Source organism: Acidimicrobiia bacterium (assembly GCA_040881685.1).
Lineage (GTDB): Bacteria > Actinomycetota > Acidimicrobiia > IMCC26256 > PALSA-555 > SHVJ01.
The window spans coordinates 1-22,018 of sequence record JBBECS010000001.1 but is presented as its reverse complement, the minus strand read 5'-3'; the positions used below and the strand labels follow the sequence as shown (position 1 = coordinate 22,018).

Here is a 22,018-nt window from a genome sequence, read left to right as displayed (position 1 = left end):
ACGAGTCTCACCGCTCACTGAGACGAATCGCGGACCCGGAGCGGCGTGTCACGCCGCGCTGGTATGGGGTGGCGCTCGGAGCGACCAGGTGCCGTCGTCGTTCTCGATGACCGTGTAGCCGCGGTGCGTGATGAGGTCGTGGTGGTCGGGACAGACGCCTCCGAGCACCTCGTAGGTAGTGAGCCGATGCTCCGCGAAGCCGAGCGTGTGGTGGCGCTCGATTGCCCTGGTGTGGTCGCAGTCGCTGACTTTGCAGCGGCCGCCGTCGCGGGCATCCACGGCGATCTTGAGTGCCTTGGGGATGTGGCGGGTCGTCGAGACGACGCTGTGCACGTCGACTCCGTCGGAGATCACGAGCTCGAGCAAGCCGTGTTGCAACACTTCGCGGGCGTGCGCGACCGGAACCGGGCCGACACCGGGGATCTCGCACACCTCACCCGCCACCGTGCGCCCCTCGAGGAGTGACTGCAGCCCGACGTTGAGCCGTACTACCGGCTCGGGGCGCTTCGCCCGTTCAGCGGGCGCACCGCCCGCGGCGAGCATCATGAGGGCATCGAATCGGTACGCGGTGAGGAGCTGCTCGCGAGCCGTGTGCTCGGACGTCCCCGAGACGTTGGCGAGCCACTGCTCGGCCGACGCAGCGTGGGAGACGCGAGTCCACGCACGAGTGTCGGCGGCACGCTTGGCGAGCAAGATCGTGGCGGTGTCGCCGAGGTTGCGGATCTCCGCGGTGACCTCGGCGTGACGCGCCGCGTCAGCACCCGAGTAGCACTCGGGCTCGAGCGTCGCGAGTCGTTCTCGCAGCGCGGCGGCGATCTCCCCGAACGTCATGCGTTCAGGATGACAGGGTGGTGTGACAGTCAAGCCGGATGTCACGCAGAAATCTCAGAAAGTTTTGAGATTCTTTGCGAGCTGGTATCGAACTCTCAACTGAGCGATACATTTCCGACAGTTGAGCGTTCGAAGTCGCGCGTCGTGCACCGCGCGCCATGATGGCGCTGTGAGCCACCGGTCATCGCGCCGGCGTCGCTGCTCCCTTCGCAGATCGAAGCGCTCGAGATCCCGAACGACGCGATCATCATCGGCGTCGATCGCCCGCCCGCCGCGGTCGCGGCCAAGGTGATCGTGGCGCTTTCGGGCTCACCTAACTCGTCTCAGCGAGCATCCGGTCGATCTCAGCGAACAGGTACTGCACGACTTCGTCATAGGACATGGCCGCACCCTGTGCCACTAGCTCCCGATACCGCTCGGCACCGAGGCGCGCCTCGACCTTGCTCAACGCCGGGTCTCCGTGCCTCGGCACTCCGGGGAAGTTGTTCAGGACCGCGAGCGGACCGTCGATCGCCACGCCCGCCGTCACCGCCATGGCCTCGTCTTCCTCGAAGAGGCGGAAGATCACCACGGCCCAGTCGATCGTGCCGAGGAACTGTGGCTTGTCACCGGCTTCGTCCAAGTGCGCGATCGAGAAGCGCAGGGCTTCGAGCGCTGCCGATCGTTCACCTCGACGCGCTCGCAGCTGTGCGATCAGCGCATACGCATTGCCCAGCAAGTTCGACTTGCCGGACACCATCTTGACGGTCGCGGCCTCCTCGAGTACCGCAAGCGCTTCATCCGGGTCACTTCGGGCGAGCGCCATGCCGAGCGCGTGAAGGCTGTTTCCGATCGCAGTGGGATTGCCGGACTTGCGCGCGACCGTCGTCGCGGCGCGGGCGTCTTCCAGAGCTTGCGGGTCACCGAACAGCGAGCCGAATGCAGCCCACGTCCAGTACCCGCTCGCCCGCTGGAAGTCGTCGGCGTCGATCGACTCCAACGTCCGACGCCAGTCCGCGATCACCGAGCGCATCTCGTCGTGAGCTCCCACGGTCAGGGCGCGATACGCAAGCGCCAGATACGGGAGGCTCGGGGACCAGCTGTCCGCTTGCGGGCCGTGCTCCAGCGCTGCGTTTGCGAACACGGCGCACAGATCAACGTCACCGCGCGCAAGGGCGCTACTCGCGGCGGCACTCAAGACGTCAGACCGTCTGCCCTCGGTGGACCGCTCGGCGCGCTCCGCCGCGCGCTCTGCCCAAACGCCAACACCCAGAGGGCGGTTGAAAGACGCCTCGTAGGACAGCGCCGCGATGATCCTCAGTCCGAGCTCGGCGTCTGTGCGGTCGGCAGCGTCGTTGCTCCACTGCACCGCCGAACGGACGTTGTCGATCTCGGCGAGAAGCTGTTGCCGGTAGCGGCCTTCGTCAGGACCCCGAATGCCGCGTGCGACCTCCTCTGTGACCGCGCTGTAGTGCTCGGCGTGCCGGCGGCGCCACGCATCAGGATCGTCGTGCTCCTCGAGCTGCTCCGCCGCGTATTGCCGCATGGTCTCGAGCAGCTGATACCGCATCGTGCCGTCATCCGAGGGCTCAGCGATGAGCATCGACTTCGCCACGAGGCCACCGAGGGCGTCGAGCACATCCCAGCCTTCGACTCCCCCACCGGTAACCACCGCCTCGGCTGCGGCGGCATCGAACGTGCCTGAGAAGCCGGACAATCGATCGAAGACGCATTGTTCTCGAGCATCGAGCAGCGAGTACGACCACTCGAGGGCGCCGCGAAGCGTCTGATGGCGTTCGACCGCACCGCTTCGCCCACCGGTCAGCAATCGGAAGCGTTCGTCGAGTCGGGTCGCCACATCTGCCGGCGACATGGCAACCATGCGCGCAGCCGCCAGCTCCAACGCCAGCGGGATGCCATCCAATCGACGGCAGATGTCCGCCACTGCTGCCGCGTTGCCGGCGTCGATCACGAACCCGGGGCGCACTGATCGAGCCCGATCCATGAAGAGGACCGCCGCCTCCGCCTCGGCCACCTCGTGTGCGGCAGCACTCTCCGGTATGTCGAGTGACCGCAAGGGCCACACCTGCTCGCCCGCGATTCCGATCCCTTCCCGGCTCGTAGCCAGGACGCGCACGTCAGGACAGGACGCCAGGATCCGCCCAATGAGATCTCGCGCGGCGCGGAGTAGATGCTCGCAGTTGTCGAGGATGACGAGTACGTGCTTCGTCCGTAGCGCGTCGCAGATGCTGTCCAGGAGGGACACACCGGCTCGCGGTTGAATGTCGAGGGTTGCAACCAGCACTTGGTGCATCTCGTCGGCATCGACCACTGGCGCGAGCTCGCACAGCCATGCCCCGTCGCGGTAACGGGGCAGGACCTCCGCGGCGACGTGCATGGCGAGGCGCGTCTTCCCGACGCCACCAGCTCCAGTGATCGTCACGAGCCGGTTCTTCTCGAGTTCCACGGCAATCTCGTGCAGCTCCTCGCCGCGGCCGATGAACGACGTCAGCTGTGCGGGGAGGTTCCCGGGCGCGGTGTCGATGGAGCGAAGCGGCGCGAAGTCTTCGTGGAGCCCAGGAGCGACGACCTGGAAGATGCGTTCCGAGCGGGAGAGGTCGCGGAGCAGGTGCTCGCCGAGGTCGATGAGCTCGATCCCCGCCGAAAGGTCGTCGCGAACGAGCTCCTCGGTGGCGAGCGAGACCACGATCTGGCCGCCGTGTGCGGCTGACATGAGACGCGCCGCTCGATTCACAGCGCTGCCGTAGTAGTCCCCATCGCGGGGCTCCGCCGGACCGGTATGAATGCCCATGCGCACTCGCAGCGGCGGGTCGATCACCGCCTCGTCGAGCGCACGCTGTCCGGCGATCGCAGCATCGATCGCGTGCACTGGATCGGCGAACGCGGCGTGGACGCCGTCACCGGTCGTCTTGACGACATGACCCTCGCAAGCCTCAACCGCCGCGCGCAGCAACTCGTCGTGGCGCGCGAGCGCGTCCTTCATTGCCTCGGCGCGCTCTTCCCACAGGCGTGTCGAGCCCTCGAGATCGGTGAAGAGGAACGTGACCGTGCCGGTCGGGAGGTCAGGCATCGTCCAACTCGGCGAGCATGCGATCGATCTCCGCGAGGACGTACGCCACGATCTCGTCGTACGACATCGCGGTACCGCGCGCCATTGCGGCGCTGTAGACGTCATCACCCAGCTCGCTGCGGACCTGATCCTGGACGGCCTGTTGGCCACGGCCCTCGAAGTCCCTCAGCTCGTACACGGGGAACGCTTCGAGCAAGTCGCCCTTCATGACGCCGGAGAGCGTCGCCGCGGCGACCGGGTTCCCGAGGAGACCGACGATCTGGATGCCGCGATTGACCGCGTTGATGAAGTTCATGTGATCGCCGACTTCGTGGGAGTAGGTAATGGCCTCGCGCAGCCCCTCCAATGATCCTCTTGCGTCACCGGCATGTGCGCGGAGCTGCGCGGCCTGGCTCAACGCCGCGCCGAATGCGCCGTCGACGGCTCCCGCACGAGTGAGCGCGATGCTCTCTTCGTACGCGGCAAGCGCGGCACCCGGGTCGTCACCGGAGTTGGTCCAGCCCACTGCGAAGAGGGCCAGCGCGAGGCAGGTCGGGTTCTGGATCTGACGCGCGGTGGCAAGACCGGCTGATGCTTCAACCCGCGCCATGTTCCAGTCACCGATCGTCGTGAGCATCGCCGCAGTCGACGAGTGCAACGCTGAGCGGACGAACAGGTCCTCGCCACCCTCATCGAGACGGCGATGGATGTTGGCGATCACCTCCAGCATGAGCTCGCGCTCGCCGGCGGCCATGTAGCTCATCCCGAGCGTCGTCTCCGCGATCGAACCGCCCGGCGCATCGGCGACGAATCCCTCCTCGACCGCCTCAAGCGCTAGTTGGCGAGCGCGCGGAAAGTCGCCGAGACCCTGGTGCAGGTAATACGCGGCCGCGCCCAGCACGGCGCGCCGCCGCTCCGATGTCGACCGGCGAGCCGCTTCGACGGCACGTTCCGCCCAGGCCCCAATACCACTGGCCACGTTGCACGTCGCCTCGTACGACAGCTCGGCAACGATGCCCACGCCAAGCTCCACGTCTTCGTCGAGCGTGCTGTCGAGCGCCCACGTCACGGCGGCGCGCAGGTTGTCGAGCTCGGTCTGGACGCGACGACGAGCGGCCAGCTCCCTTCGGCCGACGAGCTCACGCCCTGCTTGCTCGGCAAGGGCCGCATAGTGCTGCGCGTGGCGACGCCGCCAGTCGTCTGACGCATCGTGCTCGTCGAGCTGCTCCCGTGCGTACTGCCGGAGCGTCTCGAGCATTGTGTAGCGCGTGGTGTCCTCGGAGGTCTTCTCGGCGTTGACCATCGACTTGTTGACGAGACCCGCCATCGCGTCGACGACATCCCAGTGCTCGATCCCGTCGCCGGTCACGACGGCTGAGGCGGCCGCGTTGTCGAAGCTGCCTGAGAACACACCGAGTCGGTCGAACACGAAGCGCTCGTTGGGCTCGAGCAACGAGTAGGACCAGTCGACCGTGGCGCGCAGTGTCTGGTGCCGTTCGACCGCCGTCCGACGACCTCCGGTGAGCAGGCGGAAGCGCTCGTCCAGCAGCGCAGCGATCTCGGTCGGACTCATTGCGGAGACGCGTGCCGCCGCGAGTTCGATCGCGAGCGGGATGCCGTCGAGGCGCTTGCAGATCTCGGCGACTGCGGCGGCATTGGCATCATCCACATCGAACCCGGGCGCGGCAGCCTGCGCGCGCTCGATGAAGAGCCGCGCCGCCGCGCTCGCCACGACCTCGACGGTGGAGGTCGATGTCGGCGTCCGCAACGACCGCAGGGGCCACACCTGCTCACCCTCGACAGCGAGGCCCTCTCGACTCGTCGCGAGGATGCGCACGCCATCGGATCGGTGCAACACCCCCTCGGCGAGGCCACCCGCGTCCGCGAGCAGGTGCTCGCAGTTGTCGAGCACCAAGAGCAGTTGCTTGGTCCGCAGGTACTCCAGGATGCTCTCTTCGAGCGAGACGTTCGGGTGCTGTTGGACGCCAAGCGTCGCCGCCACGACCTGCACCATCGCTTCGGCGTCGCTGGCAGCCGCGAGCTCGCACAACCATGCACCGTCGGCGAAGCGCGGGAGCACCTCAGCTGCCACCTGCGTGGCAAGGCGCGTCTTGCCGACGCCGCCAACACCGATCAGCGTGACAAGTCGAGATTCGTCGAGCGCCTTGCCAACTCGGGACAGCTCGTCGTCGCGCCCGACGAACGAGGTGAGTTGCGACGGCAGGTTGCCGGGAAAGGCGTCAACCGAGCGGACGGGCGGGAACTCACGTGGCATCCCGGGCGCGGCGAGCTGGAACAAGCGCTCCGGGCGCGCAAGGTCGCGCAGTCGGTGCTCCCCGAGATCGACGAGCGCCAGGCCGTCACCGAGGTCGTCACGAATCAGCTCCTCGGTCGCGTGTGAGACGAGCACCTGTCCACCGTGCCCGGCCGCTGACACTCGCGCGGCGCGGTTCACCGCACCGCCGTAGTAGTCACCGTCTCGGACGTCAGCTGCGCCCGTGTGCAGACCCATGCGGACGCGCAACGGTCCTTCGGGACCGTCGACTCCGGAGAGCGCTCCTTGTCCCGCCACCGCCGCCGCGACCGCCTGCTCGGCAGTAGCGAATACGGCATGGAGGCCATCACCCGTGGTCTTCACGACGTGGCCACCGTGCGATTCGACGGCGCTCCGCAGCAGCTCGTCGTGACGCGCGAGCGCGTCCTTCATCGCCTCGGGGTGCTCCTCCCAGAGACGCGTTGAACCCTCAAGATCGGTGAACAGGAACGTGACCGTTCCCGTGGGCAGCCCCCCGGCCCCAGGCATCGGAGGAGTCTCGCACCGATGGTGGAAGGCGCGAGTCGATCAGCGGGCGGCGCGCACCACTCGTCCGTCGACGGTGACCGCGCAGACACTCGGGCCATCGCCGAGGACAGTCGCCACCTCACCACCTGCGTCGGTTCGACTCACGATCTCGCCGGATTCGAGGTCGATGCCGACGAGCTCATGGGTGGCGCCCGTCCAGACGTACGGACCGAAGACGACCAGCGGGAGACGCGCACCACCGGTTGTTCTGGAGTACGGACGCGCAGCGCGAAGACCCGGACCGAGCGCACACGTCCACTGAGTGCTCCCATCGGTCACATCATGGGCAGTGATCGTGCCGCTGGAGCTGCGGACGAATGCGCGGCCGCGGGCGGCCGCGAGCGCGACTGGCCAGGCGTCGTCAAGCGGGGCCTCCCACCGCATCTTGCCGTCGCCCCGTTCGAACGCCTGGAGCCAACCGGGGGCGCGCGCCGCGAAGACTTGATCCTCGAGGATCCTCGGGGTCGCGCTGACGCCGGCGATGTCGCGCCCTTCGTGGAGCCAGCGAACCTCGCCGGTGCCGGCTTCCAATGCCGCGAGATGGAGGTGATCGTTCACCGCGCCGACGACGACGATCTCGTCATCGGCGGTCACGCCGCTCCAACTCGCGGCCCAGTCGTCCGGCGAGATGTCACGACGCCAGATCTCGTCGCCGGTGCGGGCGTCGAGCGCGTGCACGCTGATCGCGCTCCCGACGTACACACGGTCCCCGCTCGCTGCCAGTGCTCCGAGCATCCAGCGAACCGACCGATCCCCGAGCTCGCGCGACCAGCGCACGTCACCGTTGGCGGCGTCGAACGCCCGCACCGTCGACCCTGAGTCCAGGGCGTAGAGCGTTCCGTTCGCTGCCACGACACCACCGCGCGCCGCCGCCGCCAACGGTTCCGACCACGAGCCGACCGCGCTGATCGCGCCTGACGCGTCAGGTTCCTCCAGCGCGACCACCATCCGTTCACCGGACACGGCCGCGCCGCACACGCGCGCGGTGCGCGGTCGCGGGGCCTCGACCGTCTCCCACCACGATCTTGCGCCGTTCGCATCGACCTCGATGACCCGGTAACCACGCGGCGTGTAGTCGATGCCGCCAAAGCCGAGCGTCGAGCTGGTCCAGTGCTGCGCTTCGCCGTCACGCCACAGGCGCGTGCCGTGCCAGTGCCCACTCAATGAAGCGACGAGCCGCACTGTTCCGAAGCGTGACCGGTAGAAGTCGGCGGTCTCCGGAAAGTGCGTGAGCACCACCACGGGAGTGCCTGGCTCGACCAGCGCGAATTCGTTCGCCAGCCATTCGTCCTGCGGGTAGTCGTCTCCGTACCGACGTAGTCCTTCGCCGTCGTACGCGACGAAGTGCACGTCACCCCAGTCGAACGAGTAGTACAGCGGACCCATCACTTCTACCCACGGCACGCGACCCGACGCTGCCCGACGCCAGTCACCGCCGAACACGGCCTTCTGGAAGGCTTCGCCGGGACCGAGGTCGGGCGTGTCCTCTTGCTTCCACGTCGAGAAGAACCCTTCGATGGACTCCCGGCTCAGCACCGAGAGGTGATCGTGGTTGCCGGGCACGCTCGCCACCGGGGCGCCGAGCCCGGTGATCGCCTCGCGGTACGCATCGAGCTCTTCGGGTTGGCCGTAGTCGGCGAGGTCGCCGGTCGCTGCGATGAAGTCGGGCTGGACGCGCTCGACGATCAACTCGAGGTCTTCTCGGAGCTCCGCCGCGCTCACCTCTCCCGTCACGGCGATGCCAGGCGGCGAAACAACCCCCGCCTCGATCATCGGGCGCAGGCGCGCCCCCTCATCGACCGAGACGTGAAGGTCGGTGACCTGCACGAACGTGCAGCCGTCGGACGCTCCCTCTGGCCGGGGATCGAGCTCGATCTGGATCGTGTCGGTGTCGCCGTCTCGCACGTTGGCGAACCAGCCGGGCTGCAGCGCCAGGTGCGACGACGGCACCGTCGCGAACACGAACTCCGCATCGGCCCGATCGGGAAATGAGAACGAGCCATCGTCACCCGTGCGAGTAACTGCCAAGCCGTCGCTCACGACAATGCTCGCGAGCGGGACGCCGCTCCCGCGTTCGACGACCTCTCCCTCCGGCATGCGCGGAGTCTCCCACCGCAGTGGCGATCGACGTCAGCCGATGACGTCGAGCTCCAGATACTTCTCGCGCGCGAAGAGGACGTAGTAGAGCGCGTTGAGCGGATTGGCCTTTGGGCGACAGGCCATGCGCACGGTGCCGCCCGGCTTCGCATCGATCGTGACGGGCGGGCACGAGGCCCAGTCGATCAGGAGCACGACCTCGTGACGACCCGGCGCGATCGGGAAGCTCACTGACTCGCCGTTCTTGATGGTGCCGACTTCTTCGGCGTCGACGAACACCTGGTACTTGCGGATGCGGTCCATGAACTTGGATGCCCGCTCGAGCTGGATCGTGGACTGTGCGCTCATGGTCGGACGTTACCTCCGGTCATCAGTCGTAGATCGCCTCGACACCCGCGCGCCCGGCCTCGACCACCACGAGGCACGCGACCTGGTCATCGTCCTCACCCACCACTACCTGCCACAGCGCGCGCCGGCGTCGGGTCACGTGGAGCGACGAGCGCCCGCGAGCCGGGTATCCCGGCTCGTAGCGAGTGCGACCATCATCTAGGTCCCACCAGCGCAGGTCGTGAGCCCACGGACCGGCCCACGCGGTGATCGCACCCCCACCTTCGGGCAGCGCGTCGCACCGGAGACGCGCCGGCGCAGCCGTGGCCTCACCGCGACCCGACACCGCTACGGGGGAACCGTCGGCATCGAGCAGCTCGGCTGGGAACGGTGGTGCGTGCACTCGCGCGGGAGCGGGACCGGGGATCGCGCCCGGCCAGGCCGGTGCTTCCGCACCCGCGGTCGCCGCGTCATCACGCGGTTCGCCCCATGGCACCCATCGGACGCGCTCGGAAGGCGCGCGGCCACCGGCGAGCACCGCGGTGACCACCCCGCCGTGACCGAGCATCCCCTGGAGCCGCGCCAGGGCGCGGTCGGCCCGATCCTGTGACGCGGCGTCACCGCCCCAGAAGCCGAGCTGGCGACCGGTCGCGGGCACGACCCGGTCCGGTGCAAGCCGCACCAACGCGAGCCCACCCGACAGACCTCCTTTTGAGGTCAGCCATCCGTCGAGCTGCCAGCGGACGCGCGCCACGAGCGCGGCGGGGGTGAGCGCACCCTCGTGACGCCAGCAACGTGAGAGTGACTCGCCGTGCTCGGTCTCGGCCTCCACCACGACCTGCGTGCACGCGAGCCCGAGCGCCTCGAGCCGCCCAAGCAGGCGATCGGCGAGACCCTTCGCGGCGAACGCGGCCTCGTCCACTCTCGTCGCAGGCGGATCGAGCTCACACGTCTCCACCAGGTCGGGAGGTGGCGGCGCGGGTGGCGCCGCGTGCTCGTCGAGCCCGAGGGCGAGACAACGGGCCCGTGCGCCCTTCGCACCGAAGCGGGCCAGCACCGCCGACGCGGGAAGCGCGGCGAAGTCGCGCAACGTGGGGATGCCGAGCCGCGCCAGCAGCGACACGAGCTCTTCACCGCCGTCCACCACTCCTTGGAGCACGTTCACCGGCCAGGGTGCGAGGAACATCGCCGACCCGTCGGGGGCCACGACACGCGCTCTCGCAGGGCCGGCGATGCGGGCCGCGAGACGGGCCGCGAACCTCCCGTCGGCAACCCCCGCGCGCGCGCTCGTGATGCCAGTGGCAGCGACCGCCTCCAGCACCCGCGTGCCCAGCGCTTCGTCACCGCCGAAGTAGCGCGACGGGCCCCGAGTCGGGAACGTGAGCACGCCCGGGCGCTCGAGCACGACCCCGGGCGTGATCGGATCCATCGCCCGCGCCACTGCCTCGAACGTGCGCGCCTCGGCCGCGAGATCGACGTCGACCACCACCAGCCCGGCGCAACGGGCTTCCGCCTCCCGCCGCCGCAAGCCCACGGTCACGCCATCGGCCCGCGCCTCCACCGACGCGGCGCGGACCACCAGACCGCGCTTTCCCCGCTCGACCACCGCGACGGGCGCACCGGTGAGTGCGGGATCGGTGCGGCACGCGGTCGCCACTGCCCAGGCCGGGCACCAGAGCGCGAACGTGCGCTCAGCTCTTCCGCTCACCTCAGCTGACGCGGGCGAGCACGCCCGTGCGGGCGAGTGCAGCTTCTCCCCGGCCTTCCACTCGCACCGACCGCGCGCGACCGGCAAGTAAGCCCGCGCCAGGTACAAGCCCGTGCCAGACGCCACCCGCAGCGTGGAGCCGCAACGCGGCATCGGCCGGCCAGCGCGCATCGATCTCGAGGGCGACGAGCACGCTGCCGCGCTCACGGGCGCGCGCCACGAGACGGCGGGCGTCACCGGCTGCGACACCTCGGGGCACCTCCGCAAGCACGAGGCTCACTCCTTCGAGCAGCGCGGCGACCACCGTGGCCCAGCGGGCGGGCGGGCACCGTCGGATCACGGCGAAGCAGTCGAGCGCGACGCCCACCGCCGCGGCGGCCTCCGCACCGAGGGTGCCGTCGAGATCGACGGCCGCGGCCCACTCGCCGGTGGCCGTGGCGGTCGCCGCGAGCTCGAGCGCGAGCGAAGTAGCGCCACCGCCGATCGCCCCGGCGACGATGAGAGTGGTCCCGCGCCGCAGTGCACCGCCGGGGAGCAGCGCACCGAGATCGCCGGGCACGGGGATGGACCGGTCGCGTGCGAGCGTGACCGGCGTGGCTCGGCGCCCTACCGACTCCAGGCGTGCGCGGGCCTCGCCGTCACGTCGGGGGAAGGAGGCCAGGGCCATACCCCGTTCTACCGAACATACGTTCGATACGCAAGAAACGGGAGCGCGTCAGGCGGTGGGCTCCGGGCGCGGGAGGGGCTCGACGCCCATCGCCCGCAGCGATTCGTCGGACCAGCCAGCCTGGTCGCCGTAGAAGCCGAAGAGGTGCTGGATCGTCTCGATCACCTTGGGCTCGAGGGCGGCCCACTTCTCGGCCGGCGCCTCGACGATCACGTCGCTGGAGTAGATGGTGACGCGCGTCGCGCCGAGACCGAGCAGCCGGTTGGCGAGCACGTCGGGGGCCCGACTGCCCTTGGCGTCGTCCATCGACGCGTAGCGCTCGATCGCCATGCCCGTCAGCGAACGGTTGCAGTCGAAGATGCGGATGTCGGGCGACGCTCCGGGGCGCGCGTTGACAGTGATCTCTTGGCCCATGCCGTCCTCTCTTCTAGCCGCGACGACCGAGGGCTGCGAGGAGCCTCGTCTGGAGGTCGGCGTCGGCAGGCGCGTCGACGTGCGTCCCATAGGCGCCACTGCCCCCGAGGTCGGCCAGCTGCGGCTCGACGACCTCCCAACATGCCTCGACGAGGTCGAGCGGCAGGTTGGTGTCCTGACCGGTCGACTCGGCGACGTCCCACCCGTGGATGAGCACGTCGATGAAGCGGTGGCCGCAGTACACCTCGCCCGGGACCGGTCCGTAGGAGACCGCGACCGGACGCTCCATCGCGCCGTCGGCCTTGAACGCGGCCGCGGCCAGATCGGCTGACGCGTCGTACGCGGCGACAGCGTCGTCGCCGAGCATGTCGCCGTCGAGACGGTCCCCGACCTCTTCGATGGTCTTGCCCGCCACCAGCTCGGGCACCCACAGGTTGCCCGACACGACATGGTTCACCAGCGTGCGCACGTCCCAGCCGTCGCACACCGAGTCGCGGCTCCACTGGTCAGCGGCGACGCCGGCGATGGCCGGGCGCGCCGCATCCAGCGAGCGGGCATGCAGCTCAGGGAGGTCCATCACCATGGTTAGCAGAGACGCTATGCGAACAGGCGGCCGGGGGGTGGCGGCATCCCCGGCCAGCAGAGCGCATCCATGAAGATCCACGTCCGACGGTGGATCGCGCTGGGCCCGTACCCGCGCAACGCGGCCTTGTGGACCGGCGCCGGATAGCCGACGTTCGACTCGAAGTCGTACGCCGGGTAGTGCTGCGCCTCCTCGCGCATGAGCGCGTCGCGAGTCACCTTGGCCACGCACGACGCCGCCGCCACCGCGAGCACCGAGGTGTCACCTTTGACAACCAGCGTGCACCGATTGCCCAGGCGCAGGTAGTCGTGGTTGCCGTCGAGGATGACCCGATCGGGCTCGTACCCCTGGGCGGCGAGCATCGAGAGCGCGCGGTGCCCGGCAACCCGTTGCGCCGCGGTCATCCCGAGCGCATCACATTCCTCGTGCGACGCGTGGCCCACGCCGATGGCGAGGGCCCACTCGCGCACGTTGGCGGCGACCCGCGTCCGCTCGTCGGGCAGGAGCTGCTTCGAGTCGCGCACCCCCCGCAGGTGCTCGGGGGCGGGGACTACCGCGGCCACCGTGACGGGGCCGGCCCAGGCACCACGCCCGACTTCGTCGATCCCGACGACCACCCGCTCGCCCGCCTGCCAGCACCGTCGTTCGAGCCGCAGCGTGGGGGTGACGGTCACCCGGCCGAACGTAGCCGTCGGCCCACCGGGCGGCGGGGACGGCCGGTGGGCGGCCGGTATCAGATCAAGAGATCAGTGGCGACGCAGGTCCCACGGGTGGTCGCTGGGGTACGGCTGCTCGGGGAGCTGCCAGACCAGCCCGCGGCCCCACCAGCGCAGCTTGCTGCCGATCTTGCGCAGTCCTGTCACGGGGCCTCCTTTCGGTTGTCGCGGTCCTGCTCTTCTGACCGCGCGAACGTCACGCGCGTGACATCCGTTCCCGGGGCCGCTCAGGAAGGCTCGAGGCCAGCGATGTTTTCCTGCTCCGACGGCTCGGGTTCCGTCGTGAACCACGCGTCGAGCATCTCGTGCGCGACCTCCGGTGAGGTGAGACGCAGACCCATCACGAGGACGTTGGCGTCGTTCCACTTGCGCGCGCCCTCGGCCGTGGCCGCGTCGGTGCAGAGCGCGGCACGCACGCCAGACACCTTGTTGGCGGCAATCGACGCTCCGGTACCCGTCCAGCAGAAGAGCACGGCCGTGTCACACGCGCCGGTGGCAACGAGCTCGCCGACCTCGCGCCCGACCTGCGCCCACTGCTTGTCCTCGTCGGCCGGTGGCCCGACTGCGATCACCTCGTGCCCGCGCGATTCGAGATCGGTGGCGACCGCGTCCGTCAGCGGCGTTCGCTCGTCGGACCCGAACGCGATCCTCACTCGTGCACCGCACCTTGTGCGAGCAGCAAGCGCTGCACGTCGGACAGTGTGTCGAACGGCACATGGGCCACCCCATTCAGTGCGCACCACCGCGCCAACGGCCCCTTGGCGAATACGACGTCGGCGAGCAAGGCCGCCTTCCGGTCACTCGTGCCGTCACCCACGAGCACGGTGGTAAACCCGAGGTGCTGCGCTTCCTTGATCGGCGCCTGCTTGCAGATCCCGCAGGTCGAGCACGGGCAGCAGCGGTCCTCGTGGGGGAACTGGAGATCTCCCGTGGCCCAGTCGACCCGGTTCGTGAGGACCGGCACACCGTTCGACGCGCAGACCTCCTCGGCGTAGAAGCCGAACCCGTCGGAGACGACCGTGACCCGCGCGCGGGCGGCGTGGAACGCGTCGAGCAGCGGGACGAAGCCGGCATCCAACTCGACCTCTCGCGCGACCGCTCGCAACGTCGCTTCATCGTGCGGGAGCAGGTCCCACTCGTCGAGCAGACACTCGCGACTCCCGATCTCCCCGCGTGCGTACGTGTCGCTGATCTCGCGCCACGCAGGATCTCCGAGGCGTTCCAGCAAGTACACACCGGAGTCGGCCTGCGTGATCGTCCCGTCGAAGTCGACGAAGACCGCGGTGCGCTCGAAGTCGAGGTCCACCACCGAGACCCTAGGCTGGCGGCATGGCGCCGGTGACGGTGGCGATTGTGCCGCACACGCACTGGGACCGCGAGTGGTACGCGCCGTTCCAGGTCTTGCGTGTGCGACTCGTCACGCTGCTCGACTCGCTCCTCGATCTCCTCGAACGCGACCTTTCCTACGCCCGCTTCCTGCTCGACGGGCAGACGGCAGTCCTCGACGACTATCTCGAGATCCGCCCCGAAGCCGCGGCACGGATCGCACGGCTCGTCGCGAGCGGACGCGTGCAGGTGGGTCCGTGGATGATCCTGATGGACGAGTTCATGGTGTCGGGCGAGACCCTCGTGCGGGATCTGCAGATGGGAAATACCCGCGCCGCGGAGCTTGGCGGCGCGATGCCCGTCGGATACCTCCCCGACATGTTCGGGCACGTCGCACAGATGCCACAGATCCTGCGCCTCGCCGGCCTCGGGCACGCGGTCGTGTGGCGCGGCGTTCCGGCGGCGATCGACAGCACTGCGTTCTGGTGGGAGGCACCCGATGGGTCCCGCGTGCGCGCCGAGTACCTCTACGGCTCCTACTCGAACGGGCGTGACCTTCCCGACGATGCGAAGGCTCTGGTCGCCCGGGCTCGCGGGTACGAGCAGGAGCTCGGTGCGGCGCGCCTCGACGGCGGTGCGATGCTGCTCATGAACGGGACTGACCATCAGCTGCCGCAGCCGTGGCTCGGGCGCGTCGTCGCCGAGGCGAACGCCATCCAGGACGACTACCGCTTCGAGGTGACGTCGCTCGGTGAGCTGTTGCCCACACAACCCACCGAAGGTATCGGGACCTGGGCTGGTGAGCTCCGCTCGGGGGCGCGGTCCAACGTGCTCATGGGTGTCGCGTCGAACCGGGTCGATGTGCATCAGGCCTGCGCCGCGGCCGAACGTGCGATCGAGCGCCGCGCCGAGCCGATCAGCGCGCTCTTCCTCGACACGGGGCGCTATCCCGACGCGCTCCTGCGCATGGGCTGGCGCAACCTCGTGCTCAACAGCGCGCACGACTCCTCGTGCGCGTGTAGCCACGATGAGGTGGTCGACGCAGTCACCGTTCGTTATCAGGAGGCACGCCACATCGGCGACGCGCTGACGCGTGACGCCATGCACCGCCTCGCGACCGAGGTCGACACGGCACCGGGCTCCACGATCGTGGTGAACCCCACTCGCGCGGACCGCGGTGGTCTCGTGCACGGCTTCGTGGCCGGTGAGGGCCCGCTCCACTTCGAGGCCGATGACGGGACTACGTGCCCCGCACAGGTGCTCCGAACCGTCGGCGGCGAGGGCTTCAACACCGTGATCACCGGCCAGAAGGTGCGTTGGGTGCTCGAGCTCATGCGAGGACCGGACTTCGCCGGCGCGCGCATCGCTCGCGTCACCCGTCGCCAGATCTGCGATGACGAGTGGGAGTACGTGTTCGACGCTGCGAGCCCCGGCGAGCCGGTCGTCGATCTCGAAGAGACCCGAGAGGAGCTGCTCGCGCTCGGCGAGACAGGCGCGACGATCCGCTTCCGTCAGCTCCGGGCACCGGCAAGAGAGTTCGTGTTCGCCGCCGACCCGGTCCCAGGCTTTGGATGGCGCGCCTATCGCGCGGTCGACGGCGATGGTCCGACGACATCGCTCCGTGCGAGCGGGCACTCCATGGCGAACGAGCACTTGGAGGTTCACGTCGATCCGACCGACGGCACGTTCACCATCCGCACGAGCGACGGCGTCGAGGTCGCGGGCCTCGACCGGCTCGTCGACGGTGGCGACGGTGGCGACACCTACAACTACTCACCACCAGCCCAGGACCGCATTGTCGACGCGCCGGTGCAGGTCCGGGTGACCGTTCTCGACGAAGGTCCGGTACGAGCCCGGCTGCTCGTCGAGCGGTCGTACGACTGGCCGGCCTTCGCGCTCGGCGACGAGCGCCAGTGCACGCAGCGAAGCGACGAGGCGATCCGGGTCGACGTGCGCACAGAGCTCGAGCTCCGCCCGAACGAGCGGTTCGTGAGAGTGCACGCCGAGCTCAGCAACGGAGCACGCGATCACCGCCTGCGCGCTCACTTCCCGCTGCCCACGGCTGTCGCCGGGAGCGACGCCGAATGCGCATTCGCGGTCGTTCATCGCGGGCTCGACGCGGAAGGCGGGCCCCATGAAGCCGGACTTCCAACCTTCGTGTCGCGGCGCTTCGTCGACTGCTCCGACGGCGCAGCCGGCCTCGCCTTGCTGCACGACGGGCTCCTCGAGTTCGAGGTTGTCGAAGGCGGGCGCGAGCTTGCGCTCACCCTGCTCCGCGCGACCGGTTACCTCTCGCGTACCGAGCCCGCGCTGCGCCCGAACCCCGCCGGCCCACCCGATCCGCTCGAAGGGCCCCAGCTCCAGCGGCGGCTGACCTTCGACTACGCCGTGCTTCCCCATCGGGGCAACTGGCGCGATGCCGACCTGTACGCCGCGGCCGACGAGCTCCTGATCCCGCTGGAACGCGTTCGCGGTGGCGGCGTGGCCGGCGCGCACCGTCCGCCGACCGGCCGCGCGCTCCGCGTCGACGGGGCGCAGGTGAGCGCCGTCGTGCGCGATGGCGCCGGCGTGGTGGTCAGGGTGTTCAACGCATCACCTGATCCGACGATGGCTGCGGTGGAACACGACGACGCGCCAACGCGGGGTTGGATCGTCGATCTGCTGGGGCGACCCGTCGAACCCTTCGAAGGCGGCTTGCCGCTGCGCCCGTGGGAGATCGCCACGCTGCGGCTCGACTGACGCGCGCGCGCCGTGCGTCAGGCGAGCAGCGCCTCGCCGCGAGGGTCAGTGCTCGACCATCTCGCGTCCAAGCCCGGAGCGCGCACGGTCACGCCACCGGGTCCGTCCCAGAGCACCGCGGCCCGGTCGCCGTGCCACCGCACTGCGTAGGAGACCAGACCGCGTCTGGTTGGCGCGCCGTGCACCTCGATCGACCCTCCCCGCCAGTCGTCCGGGAGGTCGGCGAGAAGCGTGATCACGTCGTCTCCCTCGTGCACGAGGAACGAACGCAATGCCAGCAGCAGGGATGCGGCGCTGCGTTCGCGGGCGGCACACACGTCCGCCCACGACGAGGATGTTTGCGGGCGTCGAGCAGCGCGGCGGCGCTGGCGCCCCGAGAGGCGCGTCCATGAGGCCGTGACTTCCGAGTCGAACCCCCAGTCTTCGAGTGCGGCGACCGCGTTCTCGTCGGGTACACGAGCGGTAGCCCCGAGCAGTGCCTCGGCGCACGCCGCGCGTGCCGCGTCGACGAGCGCCGGGTCGGGCAGATCCACCCGCATTCCCCGGTCCAGCTGGATTCGCCAACCCCGTGCGACCGTGGCCGCGTCGGGAAGCGCACGAACGTCCTTCGGCATGGCGTCGCGTCGGCCGAGCAGCGCAACGCGGAGAGAGGTGCGATGCGGAATCGGGTGCAGGAACGTCGCCTCCACCCGGCCGCTGCGATGGCGAACCCGTGGGAACGGCCCGGCGCGGGCTGCGCCCGAGAGCACCTCCACCTCGGTGCTGCGCCCGATGGCATGCGCCCAGCGTGACGGTGCTCGGGTCGACACGAGCGCCGGACACCCGTCGACCATCACGGTCGATCCGTCGAGCGCAATGTCGCGCGCGCCTCGGATCACCAATGCCACCACGAACGGGGCAGGAGACGCGTTCTCGACCTCGACCACGATCGGGTCACCGTCGGCGACGACGCCGTAGACGCGTTGCACCGCATCTCCCCCAGGCACTCGCATCGCCGTCTGCGGAATGGGCGCACCGTCGACCAGGCCCTGGCGAACGGCCGTCTCGCGGTGCGGGACCCGCCAGCGGTCGTCGGCGCCGATCCACCAGTCGAGGTCCCAACCGGTGTGCGTCGGCGAGACGACACCACGCTCGTCCACGGCGGCGCGGTGACGGTTGCCCAGAGTGCCGACCAGCACCGGGCCTCGTTACCGCATGCCGTGGAGCTCGGGCTTCGCCTCGCGGAGCATCAGCGACGGCACGAGATCGGCAGGCCGCGCGCCTTCGTACAGGACGGCGCCGACGAAGCCGGCGATCGGCATGTCGACCCGGTGGTGCGCGGCGAGCTCGAGCACCGATCGAGTGCTCTTCACGCCTTCGGCGACCATGCTCATCTCCGCGAGCACGTCGTCGAGGCTGCGCCCCTTCCCCAGCTCCACGCCCACGAACCGGTTCCTGCTCTTCTCACTCGTACACGTGGCGACGAGATCCCCCATCCCGGCAAGACCGGAGAAGGTAAGCGGGTCACCGCCGAGCGCGACACCCAGGCGCGCGAGCTCAGCCAAGCCTCGCGTGATCAGCGCGGCCTTCGTGTTGTCTCCGTAGCCGAGTCCGGCCGCGATCCCAGCCGCGATCGCCACCACGTTCTTCAGCGCCCCCGCGATCTCACACCCGATCACGTCGGGGTTCGTGTACACGCGGAAGGTGCGTGTCATGAACACCTGCTGCAGCTCGCGCGCGGCATCCTCGTCGACCATCGCGACGACCGACGCCGTCGGCTGACCTTCCGCCACTTCGCGTGCGAGGTTCGGGCCGGTCAGGACACCGATCCGACCGGGATCGTGCTCAGTGAGCACGTCGGCGACCACCTCGGTCATGCGCAGGTACGTTCCCTGCTCGACGCCCTTCGAGAGGCTCACGACCGGGACGTCGTTTGCGATTGATCCCGCCGTTGCGCTCAGCACGTCACGGAAGCCGTGGCTCGGCACGGCGATCACCACCACATCCGCCTCGCTGCACACTGCGCTCAAGTCATGCATCGCGCGCACTCGGTCCGGAATGCGGATCCCAGGCAGGTAGCGGTCGTTCTCATGGTTGGCATCGAGACGCGCCGCAAGGTCAGCGTCGCGTGCCCACAGGGTCACGTCGACGTTCTCCGCCATGAGTGCAGCCACCGTCGTTCCCCATGAGCCGGCTCCCACCACACACGCCTTCACGCTCATGGCGTCACTCCACGACCGCGTCACCGCGGACAGTGGGGCGGACGACAGCGGTCTCTGGCGCGCGCACCCACCAGTCGCCCTCGCCCCGACGGGGTTGCTGCGGATAGATCTCCCTCGCCCGTGCGACACATGCCGCGATGGCATGCATGATCCGATCGGTCGCCTCGTACACGTCTTCCTCGGGGCCGACGCGCACGCGCCCGCCGACAACCACGGTCTCGGCGATGCCCCGTCGCCATCTCGGGCTCTGGCCCTTGAAGAGGATCCGTTGAGCACCCCAGAGTCCGATCGGTGTGACCGGCACACCGCTCATCGCCGCGAGCCGGGCTGTTCCGGTCTTGCCCGCCATCGGCTCGAGGTCGAGCGAGATGGTGCCCTCGGGAAACACGCTGACGCACTCCCCTTCTCGGAGTGCGTCGACCGCGGCGTCGAGCGAACCGGAAGCGTCCGAGGTGTTGCGGGCAACCGGGATCTGGTGGGCGTGCCGAAGGAACCAGCTCACACCTCGCTTGTCGAAGAGCTCGCGCTTGGCGAGGAAGCGCACCTTCCGGTGCCGCTTGTGAGCGAGATAGCCCAGGACGAGCGGGTCGAGATACGACACGTGGTTGCTCGCGAGGATCGCCGGGCCATGCACCGGCACGCGCTGGATTCCTTCGAATGTCCAACGCATGCCGAGGTGCAGCGGGGGTACGAGGACGCCGCGCAGGAAGGCGTAGGCCGGCTCCACGGCCGGTAGCATACGCAGCCCATGACTGGAGCGGTCGCGCCGAGTTTGCGCGTCGGTGTTGTCGTCCCGATCCGGTCGTTCGTCGGAGCGAAGGCGCGACTCGCTGATCACCTTGATGAGGACGCGCGCGCTGCCGCCCTACGTCAGATGGCTGACCGGGTCGTCGACGCGGCAGCTGCGATGCCGGTGCTCGTCGTCTCCAGCGCTCCTGAAGTGCGCGCCTGGGCTGACGAGCGCGGGACCGAAGTGATCGACGATCCCGGCAGCCTCGACGGCGCCGCCGCGGCGGGCACACAGCGTTTGCTCGGATCCGGCCTCGTTCGGGCGGTGATCGCGCATGCCGACCTCCCACGCGCTCGCACGCTCGCGCCTCTGGCTACCGACCTCGAACTGCCGGTGGTGGTGCTCGTTCCGTGTCACCGCGAGGACGGCACCAACGTGCTCTCGGTGCCGACCGATCTCGGTTTCCGGTTCGCGTACGGACCGGGCTCGTTCCAGCGGCATCTCGCGGAGGCACAACGCCTCGGTGTCGAAGCACGCGTGCTCCGGCCGCCGGACCTCACCGTGGATGTCGACATCCCCGACGATCTGCACTACCTGGGATCGTCCAGCCCGGTGCGGTGAGCGGCACGCAGGATCTTCCGGTGCCGAGCCGCGCCCTGGCGATCGGCGCACATGCCGACGATGTCGAGTTCGGCTGTGGCGCCACGCTCGCGAAGTGGGCTGCGGCCGGTTCCGAGGTTCACCTCTGTGTGCTGACCGATGGATCGAAGGGGAGCTGGGATCCCGGCGCCGACCTCGGTGAGCTCGCCGCCACGCGACGCGAGGAGCAAGAAGCCGCGGCGGACGCTCTCGGCATCAAGGCCGTCCACTTCCTCGACTTCGTCGACGGAGAGCTCCAGGACGGGCTCTGCGAGCGCGGCGAGCTCAGCGCCGCGCTCCGCGATGTCCGGCCCGAAGTGGTGCTCGGCCATGATCCGTGGAAGCGGTACCGCCTCCATCCCGACCACCGCGCCGCGGGATACCTCACGATCGACGCAATCGTCGCCGCCCGCGACCCCCACTTCTTCCCTGACCGCGGTCAGCCCCACCGCCCGGCCACCCTCCTGCTCTTCGAACCCGAAGTCATCGACCACCACGAGGACATCGCCGGCCACCTCGAGACGAAGATCGCAGCCCTCCTGGAGCACAAGACCCAGTGGCACTCCACCATGGGGATCGACCCCGCCTCCGACCAAGCCGACACCCAACGGAAATCCTTCGAATCTCGGATCAAAGAAGAGGCAAGAACGGCAGGCAAGGAAGCGGGCATCGAATTCGCCGAAGCCTTCAAAAGGATCCAAGAGCTCTAAGGCGGAATCGATCGGCGCGCCCGAGCGCCAGCTTGCCCGGCCCTCGACCACTTCCACTCGGTACAAGTTGCGCCGGAGGGGGCCGACGGGGGAGGCCCGCCTCCCCCATCACGCGAACAGAGGGGCCCCGAAGGGCCCCTCTGTCGGAGAGCTGAGCTGACTAGCTGCGCTTGCGACGACGACGCTTGGCCGGAGCCTTCTTCGCCGTTGACTTACGACGCCGGCGCTTGGCCGGAGCCTTGGCCGCTGTCGACTTGCGACGACGACGCTTCGCGGGCGCCTTCTTCGCAGTCGACTTACGACGCCGACGCTTGGCCGGAGCCTTGGCAGCTGTCGACTTGCGACGACGGCGACGCTTCGCGGGCGCCTTCTTCGCAGTCGACTTACGACGCCGGCGCTTGGCCGGAGCCTTCTTGGCAGCTGTCGACTTGCGACGACG

At 69.2% G+C, this 22,018-nt stretch carries 19 protein-coding genes; 3 read left to right on the top strand and 16 right to left on the bottom strand.

Annotated elements, in window-relative coordinates:
- Positions 1-48: 48 nt before the first annotated feature.
- The 12 genes from WEE69_00095 to WEE69_00040 form a co-directional block, all read right to left on the bottom strand.
- Positions 49-831, bottom strand: a complete 783-nt coding sequence (locus WEE69_00095; GenBank protein MEX1143697.1) for a hypothetical protein — start codon at positions 829-831, stop codon at positions 49-51.
- Between the two features lie 313 nt (positions 832-1,144).
- Positions 1,145-3,901, bottom strand: a complete 2,757-nt coding sequence (locus WEE69_00090; GenBank protein MEX1143696.1) for an adenylate/guanylate cyclase domain-containing protein — start codon at positions 3,899-3,901, stop codon at positions 1,145-1,147.
- Complete coding sequence (locus tag WEE69_00085) at positions 3,894-6,683, bottom strand: adenylate/guanylate cyclase domain-containing protein (protein MEX1143695.1); 2,790 nt, start codon at positions 6,681-6,683, stop codon at positions 3,894-3,896. Before WEE69_00085 ends, WEE69_00090 begins: the two co-directional genes overlap by 8 nt.
- Positions 6,684-6,722: 39 nt before the next feature.
- Positions 6,723-8,819 (bottom strand): PQQ-binding-like beta-propeller repeat protein, encoded by a 2,097-nt coding sequence (locus tag WEE69_00080; protein ID MEX1143694.1) that lies wholly within the window; start codon positions 8,817-8,819, stop codon positions 6,723-6,725.
- A gap of 33 nt (positions 8,820-8,852) precedes the next feature.
- The gene (locus WEE69_00075) at positions 8,853-9,167 is read right to left on the bottom strand and encodes a hypothetical protein (protein ID MEX1143693.1); all 315 of its coding nucleotides are present in this window, start codon (positions 9,165-9,167) and stop codon (positions 8,853-8,855) included.
- Between the two features lie 22 nt (positions 9,168-9,189).
- Positions 9,190-10,854: a DNA polymerase Y family protein gene (locus WEE69_00070; protein MEX1143692.1), complete on the bottom strand. Its 1,665-nt coding sequence runs from the start codon at positions 10,852-10,854 to the stop codon at positions 9,190-9,192.
- 1 nt (position 10,855) lies between these two features.
- A complete protein-coding gene (locus WEE69_00065; GenBank protein MEX1143691.1) occupies positions 10,856-11,521 on the bottom strand; it encodes a hypothetical protein in 666 nt (221 codons plus the stop codon).
- A gap of 48 nt (positions 11,522-11,569) precedes the next feature.
- Complete coding sequence (locus WEE69_00060) at positions 11,570-11,935, bottom strand: hypothetical protein (GenBank protein MEX1143690.1); 366 nt, start codon at positions 11,933-11,935, stop codon at positions 11,570-11,572.
- 13 nt (positions 11,936-11,948) lie between these two features.
- Positions 11,949-12,518, bottom strand: a complete 570-nt coding sequence (locus WEE69_00055; protein MEX1143689.1) for a TIGR03086 family metal-binding protein — start codon at positions 12,516-12,518, stop codon at positions 11,949-11,951.
- Positions 12,519-12,532: 14 nt separating this feature from the next.
- Positions 12,533-13,192 carry a ribonuclease HII gene (locus WEE69_00050; GenBank protein ID MEX1143688.1) on the bottom strand — a complete coding sequence of 220 codons (660 nt, stop codon included), beginning with the start codon at positions 13,190-13,192 and terminating at the stop codon, positions 12,533-12,535.
- Between the two features lie 269 nt (positions 13,193-13,461).
- Positions 13,462-13,887 carry an RpiB/LacA/LacB family sugar-phosphate isomerase gene (locus tag WEE69_00045; GenBank protein ID MEX1143687.1) on the bottom strand — a complete coding sequence of 142 codons (426 nt, stop codon included), beginning with the start codon at positions 13,885-13,887 and terminating at the stop codon, positions 13,462-13,464.
- The gene (locus tag WEE69_00040) at positions 13,884-14,540 is read right to left on the bottom strand and encodes an HAD-IB family phosphatase (protein MEX1143686.1); all 657 of its coding nucleotides are present in this window, start codon (positions 14,538-14,540) and stop codon (positions 13,884-13,886) included. The genes WEE69_00045 and WEE69_00040 overlap by 4 nt, the downstream gene beginning before the upstream one ends.
- A 23-nt stretch (positions 14,541-14,563) precedes the next feature.
- Between WEE69_00040 and WEE69_00035 the strand changes: the two genes are divergently transcribed.
- The gene (locus WEE69_00035) at positions 14,564-17,299 is read left to right on the top strand and encodes a glycoside hydrolase family 38 C-terminal domain-containing protein (protein ID MEX1143685.1); all 2,736 of its coding nucleotides are present in this window, start codon (positions 14,564-14,566) and stop codon (positions 17,297-17,299) included.
- 17 nt (positions 17,300-17,316) lie between these two features.
- On the opposite strand, the gene WEE69_00030 is transcribed toward WEE69_00035, so the two are convergent.
- The 3 genes from WEE69_00030 to WEE69_00020 are packed head-to-tail and all read right to left on the bottom strand — an operon-like array spanning position 17,317 to position 20,227.
- Entirely contained in the window at positions 17,317-18,477 is a 1,161-nt protein-coding gene (locus WEE69_00030) for a hypothetical protein (GenBank protein ID MEX1143684.1), read from the bottom strand.
- Between the two features lie 9 nt (positions 18,478-18,486).
- Complete coding sequence (locus tag WEE69_00025) at positions 18,487-19,500, bottom strand: NAD(P)H-dependent glycerol-3-phosphate dehydrogenase (GenBank protein MEX1143683.1); 1,014 nt, start codon at positions 19,498-19,500, stop codon at positions 18,487-18,489.
- A gap of 4 nt (positions 19,501-19,504) precedes the next feature.
- Positions 19,505-20,227, bottom strand: a complete 723-nt coding sequence (locus tag WEE69_00020) for a lysophospholipid acyltransferase family protein (protein ID MEX1143682.1) — start codon at positions 20,225-20,227, stop codon at positions 19,505-19,507.
- A gap of 21 nt (positions 20,228-20,248) precedes the next feature.
- Here WEE69_00020 and cofC point away from each other — a divergent pair, with 21 nt between their 5' ends.
- Entirely contained in the window at positions 20,249-20,851 is a 603-nt protein-coding gene (gene cofC, locus WEE69_00015) for a 2-phospho-L-lactate guanylyltransferase (GenBank protein MEX1143681.1), read from the top strand.
- Positions 20,848-21,579, top strand: coding sequence for a PIG-L deacetylase family protein (locus WEE69_00010; GenBank protein ID MEX1143680.1), 732 nt, complete (start codon positions 20,848-20,850; stop codon positions 21,577-21,579). Before cofC ends, WEE69_00010 begins: the two co-directional genes overlap by 4 nt.
- A 160-nt stretch (positions 21,580-21,739) precedes the next feature.
- On the opposite strand, the gene WEE69_00005 is transcribed toward WEE69_00010, so the two are convergent.
- Positions 21,740-22,018, bottom strand: a 279-nt coding sequence (locus WEE69_00005) for a hypothetical protein (GenBank protein MEX1143679.1), incomplete at its 5' end; no start/stop codon positions are given.